Here is a 17,547-nt window from a genome sequence, read left to right on the forward strand (position 1 = left end):
GGGCTGGCTTATTAAGAGCTGGCGGATAAATGCCTCCCGGTAAAAATGCGTGAACCTTGCATATCCATGCAAGTCTGATTATCGTGAAGGGCTCACTTCGGAGAAATAACTATGACCTTATATCAAGCCAACACACGTGCCAACGACGTACGTGACAATTGCGGTTTTGGCCTGATTGCTCAGCTTGACGGCGAACCAAGCCATCGACTGGTACGCCGGGCTATTGGAGCCCTGGACCGAATGACCCACCGTGGTGCTATTGGCGCTGATGGTAAAACCGGTGACGGCTGCGGCATTCAGATGCAGCTGCCGGATTCGTTCTTTCGCGCGATCGCTGAAGAGAACAATTGGAACCTGGGGCGCAAATACGCCATTGGGCAAATATTCCTTAGCCATGATCCGGAACGCCAGGCGCAACAGCGTGAAATTATCGAGCAGGAGCTAACCCAGGAAACCTTAAGCCTGGTCGGTTGGCGGCTCACCCCGAACGATCCCAGTGTGCTGGGTAAAGTCGCGGCGGAAACACAGCCTCATTTAGAACAGGTGTTTGTCAGTGCACAACCTGGCTGGCGTAAAAAAGATCTGGAGCGGCGCCTGTATATGGCGCGCCGTCGCATTGAGAAACGCTTAGCTGAACACGATGATTTTTATATCGTTTCTTTATCCTGCCTGGTGATTGTCTATAAAGGCCTGATGATGCCGGCTGATCTACCGGGTTTTTATCCGGATCTGGCAGATATTCGTATGCAAACGGCAATCTGCGTCTTTCATCAGCGTTTTTCTACCAATACACAACCGCGCTGGCCGCTGGCGCAACCGTTCCGTTTTCTGGCTCACAATGGCGAAATCAATACCATTCAGGGCAACCGACAGTGGGCACTGGCGCGTAGTTATAAAATAAATTCGCCGTTGCTACCCGACTTAAAAGACGCACAGCCTTTTGTCAGTGCCACAGGTTCAGACTCAGCGGGTCTGGATAATATGCTGGATATGCTGCTGGCCGGTGGTATGGATTTATTCCGCGCCATGCGTTTGCTGATCCCGCCTGCCTGGCAGGGCAATCCCACCATGGATGACGATCTGCGCGCTTTCTACGAATTTAATTCTATGCACATGGAGCCCTGGGACGGACCTGCCGGGGTGGTGATGACCAACGGCCGCCATGTGGCCTGCAGTCTGGACCGTAATGGTTTGCGCCCGGCCCGTTATGTATTAACCCGGGATCGTACTATCACTGTGGCATCTGAAGTGGGCACCTGGGACTACGGTTCTGATGAAGTGCTGGAAAAGGGGCGTCTGGGACCTGGCGAAATGCTGGCCGTGGATACTTATAACGGTACCCTTTGGCGCAGCAATGAAATTGATGACGATTTAAAAAGCCGTCACCCCTACCGGGAGTGGCTGGATAAACATATCCGTCGCCTGACGCCGTTTGAAGACTACAGCGACACTGAAATTGGCGATCGCCTGTTTGATGACGCCACTATGGCGATTTATCACAAACAGTTTTTCTACAGCAATGAAGAAATCGAACAGGTCATTCGGGTGCTGGCTAAAGATGCCCAGGAAGCAACAGGCTCTATGGGCGACGACACCCCCATCGCGGTGCTTTCGACCCAGCCACGGCTGCTGTATGACTATTTTCGTCAGCAGTTCGCCCAGGTCACCAACCCGGCCATCGATCCTATTCGTGAACGCCACGTGATGTCACTGGCAACCTGCATTGGCCGCGAACAGAATCTGTTTAATGAGACCTCAGGCTACGCTGACCGTGTGTTATTTGAATCACCGGTATTGATGTACACGGATTTGGACCAGCTCAAGGAATTTGACGATACCCACTACCCCTGGCGCAATTTTGATTTGCACTATGATCCCACCCAGCAGTCGCTGGCAGAGGCCCTGAATGCCTTATGCAACCGGGTCGAAAATGCAGTGCGGGACGACAAAATAGCTATTGTCATTCTCAGCGACCGTGAGATTAAAAAAGGCCTGCTACCTATCCCTGCCGCCATGGCCACAGGTGCGGTGCAGACCCGCCTGGTGCATCAGCAACTGCGCTGCGATTCCAACATAGTAGTGGAAACCGCCTCAGCCCGTGACTCGCACCACTTCGCGGTATTACTGGGACTGGGCGCTACGGCGATCTACCCCTTTCTGGCGTACGAGACAGTAGAACAACTGGTGGCTAAAGAACGCCTGCCCTTAACCGCTCATCAGGCGGTGCTGAATTATCGTAATGGCATTAATAAAGGTCTGCTTAAAATTATGTCTAAAATGGGTATCTCGACGGTATCCAGTTATCGCGCAGCCGGGCTGTTTGAAGTAGTAGGCATTGCCCGCGACGTGCATGAAGAATGTTTCCCGACCTGCAATCTGCGTCTGGCCGGTGCTACCTACGAAGATTTTGCTAAGGATATTCAGCAACTGCACAAACTGGCCTGGCTGGTGCGCAAGCAGGTACCGCATGGCGGCCTGCTCAAATACGTACACGGAGGCGAATACCACGCCTATAACCCGGATGTTGTCACTAGCCTGCAACAAGCGGTGGAAACCCGTGATGTAGCAGCGTATCAGCGTTACTGCGACCATGTTAATAAACGCCCGGTAGCCACCTTGCGTGATCTGTGGCAGCTTAATTACCCGCAGGAACTGCAGGCAGTGGACGTCGAGGACGCGCCGCATTTATTCAAGCGCTTTGACACCGCAGCCATGTCGATTGGTGCCTTAAGCCCGGAAGCTCATGAGTCGTTAGCCATTGCTATGAACCGACTAGGCGGCCATTCCAATTCCGGTGAAGGCGGCGAAGATCCGGCGCGCTTTGGCAATGAACGCAACTCGCGCATTAAACAGGTAGCGTCCGGTCGTTTTGGTGTCACGCCGCATTATTTGATCAATGCGGATATCATTCAGATTAAAGTCGCTCAGGGCGCTAAGCCCGGCGAAGGCGGTCAGTTGCCTGGCGAAAAAGTCACTGCAGAAATTGCCAAACTGCGTTTTTCAGTGCCTGGGGTGACCTTAATTTCACCGCCACCGCACCATGATATTTATTCGATTGAAGATCTGGCCCAGCTTATTTTTGACTTAAAGCAAATCAATCCGTCTGCGTTGATCTCAGTGAAGCTGGTTTCAGCACCCGGCATAGGCACCATAGCCACAGGCGTGGCCAAAGCTTATGCGGATTTGATTACAGTGTCCGGCTATGACGGTGGCACCGGGGCCAGCCCGCTGACCTCGGTTAAATACGCCGGTTCGCCCTGGGAACTGGGTCTGGCTGAAGTTCACGAAGCGCTGGTGGTCAACGGCCTGCGCCATAAAGTACGGCTACAGGTGGACGGTGGTCTGAAAACCGGCTTGGATGTGATTAAAGCCGCTATTCTGGGCGCTGAAAGTTTTGGTTTTGGCACTGCGCCTATGGTGGCTTTAGGCTGCAAATACCTGCGTATCTGCCACCTGAATAACTGCGCAACAGGCGTGGCCACTCAGGATCAGACCCTGCGCCAACAGTATTTCAGCGGCTTGCCGGAAAAAGTAGAAAACTACTTCCACCTGCTGGCTGATGAAGTGCGCGACTACCTGCAAAAGCTAGGTGTCGAGAAACTGGTCGACTTAATTGGCCGTACCGATCTGCTGACCTCGATTGACAACATTGCCACCGAACGCCAGCAACGGCTGGACCTGGGTGCTATTTTAGGCGCCGCGGCTATTCAGTCAGATAAGTCCCTGCACTGTACGGAGAAAAACCCGCCGCATGATCAGGGCAAATTGAATAAAACACTAATGGAAAGCTGCGCCGACAGAGTCGAACATAAACGCGGTGGCGAATTTAATTTCAGTATTCGTAACGACGACCGCTCGGTAGGCGCCAGCTTGTCCGGCCTGATTGCCCGTTACCATGGCAACCAGGGCATGGCAGGCAAACCTATAGTGATTAATTTTGAGGGCACTGCAGGCCAGAGTTTTGGTGTCTGGAACGCTGGCGGACTGCGCCTCAATCTGGTCGGCGATGCCAACGACTATGTCGGTAAAGGCATGGCCGGTGGGCGTATTAGCCTGCGCCCTGCTCAGGGTGTCGCTTTTCAGTCTCACGAAGCCATTATCATGGGCAACACCTGCCTTTATGGTGCCACTGGTGGTCGTTTATATGCGGCAGGTTGTGCCGGTGAGCGTTTCGCGGTGCGCAACGGGGGTGCTATTGCGGTGGTTGAAGGCATTGGCGATCACGGTTGCGAATACATGACCGGCGGTGTTGTGGTGGTGTTAGGCCAGACTGGCATTAACTTTGGTGCCGGCATGACCGGGGGTCTGGCCTATGTGCTGGACGAAGATGGTGATTTTGAGCAACGCCTGAACCCGGAACTGACCGAAGCCCTGGATGTAGATAAAGCTATTCTGGCTGAACATCTGCGCGGTTTTATCCACGACCACCAGGAAGCCACGGGCAGTCAACGGGCCCTGCATATACTGACCCACTTTGACGACTACCTGCCCCGCTTCCGTCTGGTGAAACCTAAGGCCAGTGATATTTCGACTTTAATCGGCCGCCGTGCTCAATCAGCGGACGAATTACGCATACAGGTGATGTAATGACGCGCAATATATACCAGTTTGTAGATGTACGCCGCGTTGACCCGCCTAAGCGCCCGTTAACCGAGCGACGCATCGAATTTGTAGAAATTCAGCACCCGATGGAGCAGTCCCAGGTCAGTGGCCAGGCAGACCGTTGCATCGACTGTGGCAATCCGTATTGCGAATGGAAATGCCCGGTGCATAACTATATCCCTCAGTGGCTGGAACTTGCTGCTGAAGGTCGCATTATTGAAGCGGCCGAGCTGTCGCACCAGACCAACAGCCTGCCTGAGGTCTGTGGCCGGGTTTGTCCGCAGGATCGCCTCTGTGAAGGCGCCTGTACATTGAATGATGATTTTGGTGCTGTGACCATAGGTGCCATTGAAAAATACATCAATGACAAAGCCTTTGAAATGGGCTGGCGCCCGGACTTAAGTGCCGTGCAGCCCACTGGTAAAAAAGTCGCTGTCATAGGCGCCGGTCCTGCCGGTCTGGCCTGTGCCGATGTGCTTACCCGCCAGGGCGTGGCGGTGGTGGTTTATGATCGCCATCCGGAAATCGGCGGCTTATTAACCTTTGGCATTCCATCATTTAAGCTGGAAAAAAGCGTGATGACCCAGCGCCGTGAAATCTTTACTGAAATGGGCATGCAATTTGAGCTCAATACAGAAGTCGGTCGTGACGTGGAGTTTGATCAGTTAGTCAGTGACTATGATGCCGTCTTTATGGCACTAGGTACTTACAAAGCCGTCGATGGCGGTTTGCCCGGGCTCGATTCCACTGGTGTCTACCCTGCCCTTAAATACCTGATTGGCAATACCAGTTCGATCATGCAATGGGAGATGCCCGACTACCCTAAAATCGACCTCGCTGAACAGCGTGTGGTGGTACTGGGTGGTGGGGATACGGCGATGGACTGTGTACGTACGGCTATTCGCCAGCAAGCCACCTCGGTGGTCTGTGCTTACCGACGTGACGCGGAAAACATGCCAGGGTCCCGCAAAGAAGTACAGAATGCGAGAGAAGAAGGGGTGCAGTTTGAATACAATCTGCAACCCACAGAGATTCTGCGTGATGAGAAAAACCAGGTCACGGCGGTGCGCTTTACCCGCACTGAACTGGGCCCGCCGGATGAAGCGGGACGGCGCCGCCCACAGGCGGTCGCCGGCTCGGAATTTGAAATGCCTGCCGATGCGGTAATTCTGGCCTTTGGTTACCAGGCCGAACCACCACAATGGCTGCAAAAACATAAAGTCGACATGAATGAATGGCACCTGATCAGCGCCCATGAAGACAGCGAGTGCGCAATGCAGACTTCGAACCCTAAGATATTCGCCGGTGGCGATATGGTGTTAGGTGCAGATCTGGTGGTCACGGCTATTGCTCAGGGACGTAAAGCCGCCGACGGCATCATGGATTACCTGGAACTTTGATCCCGGTCATAACAAGGGATCGCGGACTGACATAGAATTATCTCAAAGCGTACATGATGAGGTGATTTATGAGTCTATGGCAGGAGTTCTTCCGCGATCCGGTTATCTTCTTTTCGTTTACCGGTTTAGCCATTGTGGTGGGCATGTGTATTTTCTATGCCATTTATTTCTATGTGAAAATGATTAAGTCTGAAAAAAATTGAAACCTGGAATAAATAATAGTTTTGCTCAACTTTTGAAAGGATTATGATTGAGTTAGTGTCTAAAAAAGATACTAACTCTAACTATTATATTCAATTTAAAGGACTAAAAATGCGTAAAATATGCCTCACAGGTATCTCCGCCTTATTGTTTTTATTCCCTTCTTTAGCCGCTGCTTCAGATAACCTGAACCAATGGTATGCTGGGGCCAATGTAAGTCAGATTGACTACGATGAGAGCGGTTTTGATTCTTTCAACCCCATTACCCTGAACGCAGTAGTTGGCCGTAATATAACCCCTTACTACGGCTTTGAAGCCAGAGCTGGTTTCGGCGTTAACGATGACTCTGTGAGCGACGTTTTTGAAGGGTACAACATAAGCTTAGACCTCTCAGTTGATTACATCCTTGGCGTCTACGCGCGCGGCAACCTGCCGGTAAACGAGCGGTTTTCAGTCTATGGACTACTGGGTGTTTCACAAGCAAAAATAACCGCGAAAGCCTCTGTTTCCGGAACGGGTCAATCAGCAAGTGGAAGTTTCAGCGAGAGTGAAACTGATATTTCTTATGGAGTCGGTGCCAGCTTCTCGGTTAACGAAAGAGTGTCTCTGCAGCTGGAATATCTTAATGTGGTAAGTCCTTCTGAATTTGATATAAGCGCTTTATCGCTGGGCTTCTCTTACCGGTTTTGATGTAATCGGTCTGTAGGCCTAAGCTTAATTACCCCAATGCCGGACAGCCAGCATTGGGGTGTTAATAGCAGACTTTGCTAATGCGGTTCCACCCTGCCGTTTTGTCGAACGAAGGGTTCTTATCAAGTCCCCTCTCTCCGCCACATACAAAAAACCCCGCTTGCGCGGGGTTGATTGAAAATAATGTTTGGAGACAATGTCCGCAGCGCTTTGCGCTGCTGAGAGAGGGATTGACTCGGCCCATCCATGGGCCTCGCCCCTTCGGGGTCGCTCCACGTTGTGGAGCGGTCCAAAACGGCTGTCCTGCCGTTTTGTGACATCGTGCCTCCCTGCCGCTCGCCCTGCGGGCGTTACCTACGGTAACGTCCCAAACGGCGTCCTGCCGTTTGGTCGAACGAAGGGTTCTTATCAAGTCCCCTCTCTCCGCCACATACAAAAAACCCCGCTTGCGCGGGGTTGATTGAAAATGATGTTTGGAGACAATGTCCGCAGCGCTTTGCGCTGCTGAGAAAGGGATTGACTCGGCCCCTCCATGGGCCTCGCCCCTTCGGGGTCGCTCCACGTTGTGGAGTGGTCCAAAACGGCTGTCCTGCCGTTTTGTGACATCGTGCCTCCCTGCCGCTCGCCCTGCGGGCGTTACCTACGGTAACGTCCCAAACGGCGTCCTGCCGTTTGGTCGAACGAAGGGCTCTTATCAAGTCCCCTCTCGCCAACAAACAAAAAGAAAGGCCCCACGCTTTCGCGCGGGGCCTTTCTTTTTGTTTGGCGGAGAGAGAGGGATTCGAACCCTCGATACGTTGCCGTATACACACTTTCCAGGCGTGCGCCTTCAGCCGCTCGGCCACCTCTCCATAAGCCGCGTATGGTAGGGAATTCAGTGGCTTTAATCAAGAAAAATCAGTATTAAACGGGCTTTTCGGTGCTATTTTAACCAGTTGACTATTTTCTCACTGCTCCGACGAATAGGGGCGGCGCCGAGGAATACGAGCAGGAAAGCGATGGGCCAGGCTATGTAGAAGGCTCGCCACCACAAAGCGATAAAGTTCTCCACCCAGCCGACGTTGACAAAAGTGATAAGCCCGGTCATTAAAAATGACATATACACTGACATCAATAGTGGAAAAATAAGCTTTTTTATTAGGTTAGAGATCGCCGTACCCTTCTTTGTAGCTTGGGAAAATAAAATGAAAACCGGTTTCACGTAAACGGGTGTTATTGCAGCGCTTACTGCCACGAGGCCCTACTTCGGAGCTTTCGGCCAAGTCCTGAGTATCGAGCCCTAAATGCTGGGCTAACCAGAGTACGAAGTCGCGTTGTTTCACGGGTTCGTTGTCGCTGGCTAAATACAAATCGTCGAGTGACAGCTGCATGTCATAACGTCCAATCAGGTGCGAGAGAACACTGGCGACATCGCGGGAATGGATACGGTTGGTCCAGCTGGGTCGTAAGGTAATGTCACCACTGTATAGACTGGCTACCATGCGTTCGCGGCCTGGGCCGTAAATACCACTTAATCGCACTATCAAAGGCTGACAGGCGCTTTCGCGTAACAGTTGTTCAGCTTCTAATAAGCGCTTGCCGGTGAATTTTTCAGGTTCGGTGGGCGACTCTTCATCCACTTCTTCGCCTTCTTTCTGGCCGTAAACGCTGGTACTCGAAACGAAAACGACCAGTGGTTTATAATCATCCGGTTGTTCGGCGAGGCTTTCTTTTAACGCGCGCAACGGCTGCACGTAACCCTCTTCATAACCCTGGTCACTGAATTGCGTGGGGGTTAAGGTCAACACTATCACTTCAGGGGTGCGCTGTAACAACGCGTCCCAGTTGGCTTTAACTTTAGCGTCACCAGCTACCACTGGCCAGTCGCCGTGGTGTTTATCCGGGTTGCGCCTGACGCCAAGAACACTGAAGTCCTGCTGTTGCAATAAAGGTTGTAACTGAGAGGCGATATCGCCGGCCCCCATCAATAACGCAACTTTAGCCATAGTGGTTCCTTATTTGAAACTTATTATTTTAGGTTTCGAGCAAACTCCAGCATACGATTCAACGGCTTCATAGCTTCTTTACCCAGTTCAGGGTCGACATGAATTTCATGTACTTTGCCACCGGTGCTGAGGGCGTTCTCAATGGCTTCTAAGCCGTTCATTGCCATCCATGGACAATGTGCACAGCTACGGCACGTTGCGCCGTTACCGCCGGTTGGAGCTTCAATGAAGGTCTTCTCCGGAGCCTGTTGCTGCATCTTATAAAAAATACCTTTGTCTGTAGCCACTATAAACATCGAATTAGGCAGGGTCTGGCTAGCCTTGATCAGTTGCGACGTGGAGCCTACAGCATCTGCCAAATCCACCACAGCAGCGGGTGATTCAGGATGCACTAAAACCGCGGCTTCTGGATATTGCTCTTTAAGCGCTATCAAAGCCTGCGACTTAAATTCGTCATGCACCACACAGGCGCCCTGCCACATGACCATCTCGGCACCGGTCTGCTTAGCAATATAACCGCCAAGGTGTTTGTCCGGGCCCCATAAAATTTTCTTACCCTGACTATCCAGGTGCTCGACCAGCTCCAGCGCCATGCTGGAAGTCACCACCCAGTCAGCGCGGGCTTTCACTGCGGCAGAAGTGTTTGCGTAGACAACTACGGTATGGTCCGGGTGTGCGTCACAGAACTCACTGAATTTATCTGCCGGACAACCTAAATCCAGCGAGCAGGTCGCTTCCAGCGTAGGCATGAGCACGCGTTTTTGCGGCGTCAGAATTTTGGCTGTTTCGCCCATAAATTTAACGCCGGCAACGATTAACGTTTGCGCTTCGTGCTCCGCACCGAAGCGGGCCATCTCCAGCGAGTCAGAAACGCAGCCGCCGGTCTCTTCCGCCAGCGCCTGAATATCGGGATCGGTATAATAGTGAGCCACCAGCACAGCATTTTCCCGTTCAAGCAGAGTCTTGATACGGCTGATATGCTGAGCTTTCTGCGCATCCGTTAATGGCTTGGGTTTCGCCGGAAAACTATAATTCAGGTCATCCAGAGTCTGTACTTCTATCATAGTGCCTTCGCTTTGCTTGCGTGATACGCATAAATTCAGGTTACCCATTCATTATACGTAAATTTGCTATAACGATCACTTGGGGGCGGATCTTTATTTTTTCAAGGTTGAAAAAATGCTGAGGGGCACAAACAAAAAAGCGCCGGCAGGTGCCAGCGCTTTCAAAATAAGTGGTGGGTCGTGCTGGATTCGAACCAGCGACCAATTGATTAAAAGTCAACTGCTCTACCAACTGAGCTAACGACCCACACAAAAGGTGGTAGCTACAAGGAAGAAAGTGGTGGGTCGTGCTGGATTCGAACCAGCGACCAATTGATTAAAAGTCAACTGCTCTACCAACTGAGCTAACGACCCACATTGTTCCTGTGCAACGGCGGCATAGTTTACTAAAATCGCGCCTGCTTGCAACTATAAATAGTAAAAAAATTGCTGTTCGCTTATTTTTGCAACGAATCGGCTGTTTTTAGTACTTAATTTAACTTTATATTAACCAGCGGGCCGCTTCTGACTTACAAATCTTCTAAACGGGATCTGGCCAGCGTAGCCTCGGTGCTGTCCGGATATTCATTAAGCACCTGCTCAAAACGGCTCTCGGCTCGGCCATCGTCGCCTTCGTTCTGTGCGATAATGCCTAGTTTTAACAGACAGTCTGCCCGTTTACCGGAATCACGATGATTATTTACTACTTCTTCAAAATGCTGACGCGCCTGAGAGTAGTCGTTCCGTGCATAGAGTAGCTGACCTAACCAGTAATGAGCATTACCTAAATACTCAGAATCAGGAAAGGTATCGATAAACGCACGAAATTCAGGAATAGCCTGCTCATACTGACGATCTTCAAGTACCAGCGCTATTGCTCTGTCATAAGCCTGGTTTTCACTGAGATCATCGGAATAAGCCATAGATAATTGAGTATCACCCTCTGTAGACAGGGTGGGAGCGGCAGCAGCGCGTTCGCTACGCACTTCGCTTACCCGGCGTTCGATTTCCTGGTACAGGTCGCGTTGACGCTCCAGTACCTGTTCAAGCTGATGGGCGTGTTCTTCGGTAACACCGCGTAACTCACTGACTTCACGCTGTAATGCGCCTAATTGCTGCATCATACGAGCCTGGGATTGACCACGAGACTCCAGCAGACGCTCCAGGCGTTCAATTCGATTTTCCAGTGAGTCCTGCGCGTGAGCAGCACTGATAACGGGTGCGGGGCTTTGGGCCAAGGCTACGCCAGTAAAGGCGAGCGCTATTAATACACTGGTTATTCTCATGCTGTTTAATCCAACTTAGATCAAGATCAAAGTCGCCGGTACCAGCCTGAGACTGATACCGGCGTGAAGCCCGATTAGTATACTAAAACCGCACGGCGGTTTTGTGCCCAGGCGTTTTCATTGCTTTCACGTACCAGTGGCTTTTCTTCGCCATAAGAAACGCTTGAGATTTGTGAAGATAACACGCCCAGATTTTGCAGGTAGTCTCTTACAGAGTTCGCACGACGCTCACCCAGAGCAATGTTGTACTCTGGTGTACCGCGCTCATCAGTATGGCCTTCAATCACCACGTTGACTGATGGGTTGCTGACCAGGTAATCCGCGTGAGCAGCCAGCATCTCTGAGTATTCACCGTCAATAGTGGAGTCATCAAAGGCAAAGCTAACCGTATGTTCCTGACGTAACTCGGCATAGCGCTCCTGACGCTGTTCTTCAGGAGTCTGAGCACGGTCAGCAGCACCTGTTTCCACGCCACGGCGTTGTTCTTCACGAGCCTGTTCGCGGGTTTCACGTTCCGCTTCTGTCTCAGCAGTCGTGTCTTGAGTCGAGCTACATGCTGCCAATGCTAATACTGGCAGGATGAAAGCGAAACTTTTTAATAGTTTTGTAATTTGCATTCCGATTTCCTTTTATACTTTCAATGTAACACTTAAAGCAAAGTGCTGACTTATTTTACGACTTACAAAAACGGTGACCATGCTGGAGCCTTAACTTCGCCTTCACGGGAAGGCAGCCGAGCCCGGAAACGTCCGTCTACAGATACTAACGCCAGTACTTGTTGATTACGATAGGTTGTACTATAAATAATCATACTTCCGTTAGGTGCCAGGCTAGGAGATTCATCCAGGCGTGTTTCCGTTAGAACCTGAAAATTACGACCCGATGGAAAATCCTGCTTAGCGATATGATAACGACCGTTGCTACGGTTTACCATAATTAAATTGCGTCCATCCGGGGTAACCGAAGCTCCCAGATTAGACTCTCCGTTAAAGGTCAGGCGACTAATATCATTTGAAGCTATATCAACCTGATACACCTGTGCTCGCCCTCCTCTCTCTGATGTGAAAACCAGTTTATTTCCATCTGGTGTCCAGCTCGGTTCGGTATCTATCCGCCAATGATTGGTTATCCGACGCAGGTTTTCCGTTTCTACATCAATTACATAAATATCAGGTGCGCCGTCTTTAGACAAGACCATAGCAATTTTCGAACCATCTGGCGACCAGGCTGGTGAGCCGTTAATTCCCGCGAAAGACGTTAACCGCGTACGCTCCGTGCTGTAAATATCCTGTATAAATATTTCAGCCGTGCGGTTCTCAAAACTCACATAGGCAAGTTTGGTACCATCCGGCGACCAGCTGGGTGACATTAAAGGTTCTGGTGAGCGTAGGAGTACGCGTTCATTGTATCCATCATAATCTGCCACAATCAGCTGGTACGGCAGGTCCGCATCATGATCTACATAGACATAAGCAATGCGTGTCATAAAGGCGCCCGGTTCACCCGTCAGGGCTTCATACACGACATCGGAAACCCGGTGCGCATACTGGCGAAACTGACCGTCGTTTACCACTGACGAGCGACCTTCAATGATGTGATCATTACTGGCAACCAGCTGACCTTCGCGTAACGATTGCGCTTCGCCACCTGTGATCTGACCACGGAGCACATCGATTAATTCATAACTGACCTGGTAACGACCTATTGAGTACTCACTAACACGACCAATCAGTACCGCTTCCACACCCAGTTGTGACCATTGCGCATAGTCAATTTCCGCATCTCGGGAAGGTGTGCCTGGCATGTCATCAATGGAAATCGGATTAAAACGACCACTACGCATTAAATCAGCGGTGATAATTTCAGTCAGGTCCCCTGGTTTTGCACCGGGACCTTCCCATTCAAAAGGCACAACCGCTATCGGCCGGGCACTGTCGATACCTTCAGTAATGACAATTTCCAAGGCAGCTTCGGCCTTGCTGGCGATCAGCAAGAATAGCGAACTGAACACCACGACCAGGGTTAAGCTTAATTGTTTCATTGGAGTATTATCACCTCTGTATTAAAATTCCGGTTCAATGCGTAACCGAACCTGGCTCATCTGCTCATACACGGCCGGGTCTTCAGACACTGGTAAAGTACCAGCACGTAAAGCCGCCGCGCGACCTGCTTCGCAAACCGCTCTGTCACCCTCACCGATCTGCACGTTGGTTACAAACCCCGTACGTGACAGACTTATCAATAACACACAGGATTGATTGCGCATTGACGAATCAACGATTAAGTTGCGTTGAATTGCTTGACGAATCAAGGCCTGATAGCGTTCAACTTCGGTTTGCACTCGTTGCGAACGGGCCTGTTCGCGACGTGCCCGTTCCTGCGCTAATTCTTCTTCTAACTGTTGCTCGCGTTCAGCACGTTCGCGGGCTTCAGCTTCGCGCCGTTCCTGTTCCTGGCGCTGACGTTCCTCTTCCTCACGACGCCGCTCTTCCTCTTCCCGACGGCGTTGTTCTTCTTCCTGGCGTCTTTGCTCAGCGGCTTCTTCTTCCTGTCGGCGTCGTTCTGCCGCCGCTTCGGTTTCACGTTCAGCCTGCTCGGCTTCTTCGCGTATGCGCTGCTGTCGGGCCTCGGCTTCCGCCTGTTCCTGCTCGCGCTGCTCTCGTTCGCGTTGAGCCTGCTGTTGCTCTTGCTGCCGACGTTGCTCAGCTTCCTGCGCACGGCGTTCTAATTCAGCTACCCGTTCTTCTTCCGCCCGCCGCGCATCTTCCTCGCGCTGGCGAATTCGCTGCGCCTGCGCTTCAACCTGAGAGGCATCTACTGCAGAGGCACGCACAATCTCGACCTCTCCGGCAACCTCAACAGGCCGATCTGAATCCGAGTCAAACTCAAAGCTGATCAAAAAAATCAAAGCAATGGCCAGATGAATGGCAATCGCTTTAATAATAGGTATTTTGATACCTGTTTTTATGTTCGGTTCCTGACTGGCCACGTTAAGACTCCGGAGATCTCGTCATCAGGCCTACAGAAGGAACGCCTGCCCGTTGTAACAATACCATGAGTTGCACAACCTCGTTATAAGGCACTGCACCGTCTCCTTTTACTACTACCGGCGTATTCGGCTCATTCTGCAAATGGGCCGCCACCAAAGTAGCTAAGTCCACAGCTGACATGGCTTCATCCGGGTCATCACCCTGATTCAGGTAGTAGCGCCCTTCCGCATCAATAGACGCAATCAGCGGTGGTCTGTCATCTTCATCCAGCGCTTCCGCCTGAGCACGGGGCAAATCGACATCCACCCCCTGCGTAATCAGCGGTGCGGTAATCATAAAAATGATCAGTAGTACCAGCATGACATCGATATATGGCACGACGTTAATCTCCGCCATCGGACGACGCTTGCGTCTCTTCGGCATCACCCCTTCCATCAGGCTACTCCCTCTCCGGCTTTAACCTGCTCATTTGCATTCGCAGTACCGGAGGTCAGCGTCTGACGCTGCAAAATACCGGAAAACTCTTCCATAAAGTTAATGTAGTTGTTGTCCAGTAGTTCAACTTTATAACTGTACCGGTTAAAAGCGATAACCGCAGGAATAGCAGCAAACAGACCCAGTGCGGTAGCAATCAATGCCTCGGCAATGTCTGGAGCGACTACAGCCAGCGTTGCCTGCTGCACACCACTTAAGGAGATAAAGGCATTCATAATGCCCCATACCGTACCAAACAGGCCGATATAGGGACTGATAGAACCTACAGTCGCTAACACCGTCAGGTGGGTTTCCAGTCTGTCCAGTTCCCGTGAGTGCGCAACCCGCATCGCACGCTGTGCACCGGCAACTACTATAGGGCCATCTGCATTCGGGTTTGCACGTAACCGTGCAAATTCACGAAAGCCCGCATGAAAAATACGTTCCATGCCGGTCAGGTTGGCACCTTTAGCAGACAGCTCTTTATACAAACGGGCCAAATCAACCCCAGACCAGAAACGATCTTCAAATTTCAGCGACTGCTCCTGACTTAGCTTCAACACTTTTTTGCGCTGGAAAATAATAGCCCAGGATCCTATCGACATCAGTACCAGCAAAACCATCACCGCCTGTACTAATAAACTGGCCTGAAGAAAGAGACTCCAAAACGACAATTCAGCTTCCACGTGCTATTACCTCTGCAATTGGTGCCGGTATCGCAACCGGCTTCATTTCTTGAATACTGACACAGGCGGCTTTGACTTCCGCCGTGCATAAAAGTTGCCCGGCCTGATTACGAATAGTTTGCCAGAATGACATCGACGCTTTACGTTGTTGCGTAACTTCACAGGTAACGGTCAGCAAATCATTAAAGCGAGCCGGTGATTTTAAATCTAACACTACATGACGCACCACAAAAGCAGTACCGGCATGCAGCCAGCCATCCTGTTCCACACCCAGGTAACGCAACCATTCCGTACGCGCTCGCTCAAAAAACTTTAAGTAGTTGGCATAATATACAATGCCACCAGCATCGGTGTCTTCGTAGTAGACCCGTACCGGAAAAGAGAATTCACTCACCATCACCTCTGGATTACCTGCAGCCGCTACTATAACGCAAGGCTTTACACAATTTAAAGCGGCTTTTTTAACTGTTAAATGGAATGTAAAAACAGAGTAAACATGTCAATTTTGTAAATAAACACCTGAAATATGCAGTGTTCATTTTTTACGCAGACATTTATTAATCCATGCTTTTTTACATTAAAATAAATAAATCAATTAAAAACAGAGGGTTAACATAAAAACCCATTGTTTAGTGGTGGTTTGAAAATATCTACAAATATCCAACGGATTAATTTAATTAATGCGACTTCCCATAAAATCTCGTTTGAAAGTAAACTCATCAGACCTATAATAGCGCTTGTGTTTAGGGACTGGTGTACAGACCGCCCGAAAGCCGGAATTTATTAAGGATCTGTTGTCGCACTTCCTTATTATTTCCCTGGATTGTAATTCCTCCTTGTTGTTGTTTTGCCCACTCTTCTGAGTGGGCTTTTTTTTGCCTGCTAGATGGTGAAAAAGACGGGGTCAGAGCTAAAAATAACCACTAAAGATGGGGTCAAAGATGGGGTCAGAGCTAAAATTCACCACCCTACCTCCCCGAAGAAAAGTGGTGAAAAAGACGGGATCAGAGCTAAAAATAACCACTGCGGATAATCTCGACTAGCTCCCCATGCCCCATATTTATTAGCTTACAACACTTTTCAACGCTTTTTCTAAATGGTGAATTTTAGCTCTGACCCCATTTGGTTTTTTGGGTTTAAGTGGTGAGTTTTAGCTCTGACCCCGGGTTTGCTTGACCCCGGGTTTGCTTAATCTTTACTTAATCCGAAGTGGCGGTAGGCGTGGTTGGTGGCGACTCGGCCTCGGGGAGTGCGCTGGATGAAACCCTGTTGGATGAGAAAGGGTTCTAATACATCTTCAATGGTGTCTTTCTCTTCGCCGATAGCGGCAGCGAGGTTGTCCAGACCAACTGGCCCGCCCATGAACTTTTCCATGATGGCCAGCATGAGCTTGCGGTCCATGTAATCAAAACCGGCTTTATCTACATCTACCATATCCAGCGCCAGCGAGGCGACTTCGACGGTAATATTGCCATCGGCGCGCACTTCCGCATAATCGCGTACCCGGCGTAACAGACGGTTTGCTATTCGTGGTGTGCCACGGGAACGGGCAGCGACTTCATAGGCGCCTTCTTCGCTCATCTGCAGATTCAGAAAGTCAGCCGAACGTTTCACAATAGTGGTTAATTCACTGACTGAATAGAATTCCAGCCGCTGCACTATGCCAAAACGATCGCGCAAGGGCGAGGTCAAAGCGCCGGCGCGAGTGGTGGCACCAACCAGAGTGAAAGGCGGTAAATCAAGTTTAATAGAACGTGCAGCAGGACCTTCGCCGATCATAATATCCAGCTGATAGTCCTCCATGGCGGGATAAAGGATTTCTTCCACTACAGGGCTTAAGCGATGAATTTCATCGATAAAAAGCACATCATTTTCTTCCAGATTAGTCAGTAAAGCAGCCAGATCGCCGGCTTTTTCCAGCACCGGCCCGGAAGTAGTTTTAATGCTGACATCCATCTCGTTGGCAATAATGTTCGCCAAAGTGGTTTTTCCTAAACCCGGGGGACCAAAAATAAGCACGTGATCAAGCGCATCCTCGCGAGCGCGAGCGGCTTCTATATAAATGCTCATCTGCTCTACCACATGTTTCTGTCCGGTATAGTCAGCAAGCATTTTGGGCCGGATAGCGCGGTCAATGACTTCATCTTCCTTGCTGGCCGTGGCCTGTATCATGCGGTCTGCTTCAATCAT

The 17,547-nt window shown here is 50.7% G+C and carries 15 protein-coding genes and 3 tRNA genes; 4 read left to right on the forward strand and 14 right to left on the reverse strand.

Translation table 11 applies throughout. The annotated features are described in order from the left end of the window. Window positions 1-111 precede the first annotated feature (111 nt). From gltB to CWE09_RS06325, 4 genes are all read left to right on the forward strand, one after another. Window positions 112-4,587, forward strand: a complete 4,476-nt coding sequence (gltB, locus tag CWE09_RS06310) for a glutamate synthase large subunit (protein ID WP_126803137.1) — start codon at window positions 112-114, stop codon at window positions 4,585-4,587. Continuing rightward, on the forward strand, window positions 4,587-6,002 hold the full coding sequence (locus tag CWE09_RS06315; RefSeq protein WP_126803138.1) for an FAD-dependent oxidoreductase: 1,416 nt from the start codon (window positions 4,587-4,589) through the stop codon (window positions 6,000-6,002). The genes gltB and CWE09_RS06315 overlap by 1 nt, the downstream gene beginning before the upstream one ends. A gap of 68 nt (window positions 6,003-6,070) precedes the next feature. Then, entirely contained in the window at window positions 6,071-6,205 is a 135-nt protein-coding gene (locus CWE09_RS06320; protein WP_126803139.1) for a DUF3149 domain-containing protein, read from the forward strand. A gap of 109 nt (window positions 6,206-6,314) precedes the next feature. Next, window positions 6,315-6,893 carry a porin family protein gene (locus tag CWE09_RS06325; protein ID WP_157982824.1) on the forward strand — a complete coding sequence of 193 codons (579 nt, stop codon included), beginning with the start codon at window positions 6,315-6,317 and terminating at the stop codon, window positions 6,891-6,893. Between the two features lie 763 nt (window positions 6,894-7,656). Here the strand turns inward: CWE09_RS06325 and CWE09_RS06330 are convergent. The 14 genes from CWE09_RS06330 to ruvB form a co-directional block, all read right to left on the reverse strand. Further along, a tRNA-Ser gene (locus CWE09_RS06330) sits at window positions 7,657-7,744 on the reverse strand. 71 nt (window positions 7,745-7,815) lie between these two features. After that, window positions 7,816-8,127, reverse strand: a complete 312-nt coding sequence (locus tag CWE09_RS14380) for a DUF2798 domain-containing protein (RefSeq protein WP_476692302.1) — start codon at window positions 8,125-8,127, stop codon at window positions 7,816-7,818. Then, window positions 8,036-8,878 carry a sugar nucleotide-binding protein gene (locus CWE09_RS06340; RefSeq protein WP_126803141.1) on the reverse strand — a complete coding sequence of 281 codons (843 nt, stop codon included), beginning with the start codon at window positions 8,876-8,878 and terminating at the stop codon, window positions 8,036-8,038. The genes CWE09_RS14380 and CWE09_RS06340 overlap by 92 nt, the downstream gene beginning before the upstream one ends. Window positions 8,879-8,901: 23 nt before the next feature. Then, window positions 8,902-9,942 (reverse strand): quinolinate synthase NadA, encoded by a 1,041-nt coding sequence (gene nadA / locus CWE09_RS06345; RefSeq protein ID WP_126803926.1) that lies wholly within the window; start codon window positions 9,940-9,942, stop codon window positions 8,902-8,904. Between the two features lie 171 nt (window positions 9,943-10,113). Then, a tRNA-Lys gene (locus CWE09_RS06350) sits at window positions 10,114-10,189 on the reverse strand. A gap of 31 nt (window positions 10,190-10,220) precedes the next feature. Next, window positions 10,221-10,296, reverse strand: a tRNA-Lys gene (locus CWE09_RS06355). Window positions 10,297-10,451: 155 nt separating this feature from the next. Further along, a complete protein-coding gene (ybgF, locus tag CWE09_RS06360) occupies window positions 10,452-11,207 on the reverse strand; it encodes a tol-pal system protein YbgF (RefSeq protein ID WP_126803142.1) in 756 nt (251 codons plus the stop codon). Window positions 11,208-11,281: 74 nt separating this feature from the next. Then, a complete protein-coding gene (pal, locus tag CWE09_RS06365; RefSeq protein WP_126803143.1) occupies window positions 11,282-11,824 on the reverse strand; it encodes a peptidoglycan-associated lipoprotein Pal in 543 nt (180 codons plus the stop codon). A 62-nt stretch (window positions 11,825-11,886) separates the two neighbouring features. Next, the gene (tolB, locus tag CWE09_RS06370; protein ID WP_126803144.1) at window positions 11,887-13,248 is read right to left on the reverse strand and encodes a Tol-Pal system beta propeller repeat protein TolB; all 1,362 of its coding nucleotides are present in this window, start codon (window positions 13,246-13,248) and stop codon (window positions 11,887-11,889) included. A gap of 21 nt (window positions 13,249-13,269) precedes the next feature. After that, window positions 13,270-14,196 (reverse strand): cell envelope integrity protein TolA, encoded by a 927-nt coding sequence (gene tolA, locus CWE09_RS06375; protein ID WP_241974310.1) that lies wholly within the window; start codon window positions 14,194-14,196, stop codon window positions 13,270-13,272. Between the two features lies 1 nt (window position 14,197). Then, entirely contained in the window at window positions 14,198-14,620 is a 423-nt protein-coding gene (tolR, locus tag CWE09_RS06380; RefSeq protein WP_126803145.1) for a protein TolR, read from the reverse strand. An 11-nt stretch (window positions 14,621-14,631) separates the two neighbouring features. Next, the gene (gene tolQ, locus CWE09_RS06385; RefSeq protein ID WP_126803146.1) at window positions 14,632-15,357 is read right to left on the reverse strand and encodes a protein TolQ; all 726 of its coding nucleotides are present in this window, start codon (window positions 15,355-15,357) and stop codon (window positions 14,632-14,634) included. Beyond that, on the reverse strand, window positions 15,347-15,754 hold the full coding sequence (gene ybgC / locus CWE09_RS06390; protein ID WP_198679730.1) for a tol-pal system-associated acyl-CoA thioesterase: 408 nt from the start codon (window positions 15,752-15,754) through the stop codon (window positions 15,347-15,349). Before ybgC ends, tolQ begins: the two co-directional genes overlap by 11 nt. Window positions 15,755-16,545: 791 nt before the next feature. Beyond that, a complete protein-coding gene (gene ruvB / locus CWE09_RS06395; RefSeq protein ID WP_126803148.1) occupies window positions 16,546-17,547 on the reverse strand; it encodes a Holliday junction branch migration DNA helicase RuvB in 1,002 nt (333 codons plus the stop codon).

Source organism: Aliidiomarina minuta, assembly GCF_003987145.1.
Lineage (GTDB): Bacteria > Pseudomonadota > Gammaproteobacteria > Enterobacterales > Alteromonadaceae > Aliidiomarina > Aliidiomarina minuta.

Coding starts and splice junctions, on each gene's coding strand:
- tolR (WP_126803145.1), bottom strand. CDS start 14,620: ATGCCGAAGAGACGCAAGCGTCGTCCGATGGCGGAGATTAACGTCGTG.
- nadA (WP_126803926.1), bottom strand. CDS start 9,942: ATGATAGAAGTACAGACTCTGGATGACCTGAATTATAGTTTTCCGGCG.
- pal (WP_126803143.1), bottom strand. CDS start 11,824: ATGCAAATTACAAAACTATTAAAAAGTTTCGCTTTCATCCTGCCAGTA.
- tolB (WP_126803144.1), bottom strand. CDS start 13,248: ATGAAACAATTAAGCTTAACCCTGGTCGTGGTGTTCAGTTCGCTATTC.
- ybgF (WP_126803142.1), bottom strand. CDS start 11,207: ATGAGAATAACCAGTGTATTAATAGCGCTCGCCTTTACTGGCGTAGCC.
- CWE09_RS06320 (WP_126803139.1), top strand. CDS start 6,071: ATGAGTCTATGGCAGGAGTTCTTCCGCGATCCGGTTATCTTCTTTTCG.
- ruvB (WP_126803148.1), bottom strand. CDS start 17,547: ATGATTGAAGCAGACCGCATGATACAGGCCACGGCCAGCAAGGAAGAT.
- CWE09_RS06315 (WP_126803138.1), top strand. CDS start 4,587: ATGACGCGCAATATATACCAGTTTGTAGATGTACGCCGCGTTGACCCG.
- gltB (WP_126803137.1), top strand. CDS start 112: ATGACCTTATATCAAGCCAACACACGTGCCAACGACGTACGTGACAAT.
- CWE09_RS06325 (WP_157982824.1), top strand. CDS start 6,315: ATGCGTAAAATATGCCTCACAGGTATCTCCGCCTTATTGTTTTTATTC.
- ybgC (WP_198679730.1), bottom strand. CDS start 15,754: ATGGTGAGTGAATTCTCTTTTCCGGTACGGGTCTACTACGAAGACACC.
- CWE09_RS06340 (WP_126803141.1), bottom strand. CDS start 8,878: ATGGCTAAAGTTGCGTTATTGATGGGGGCCGGCGATATCGCCTCTCAG.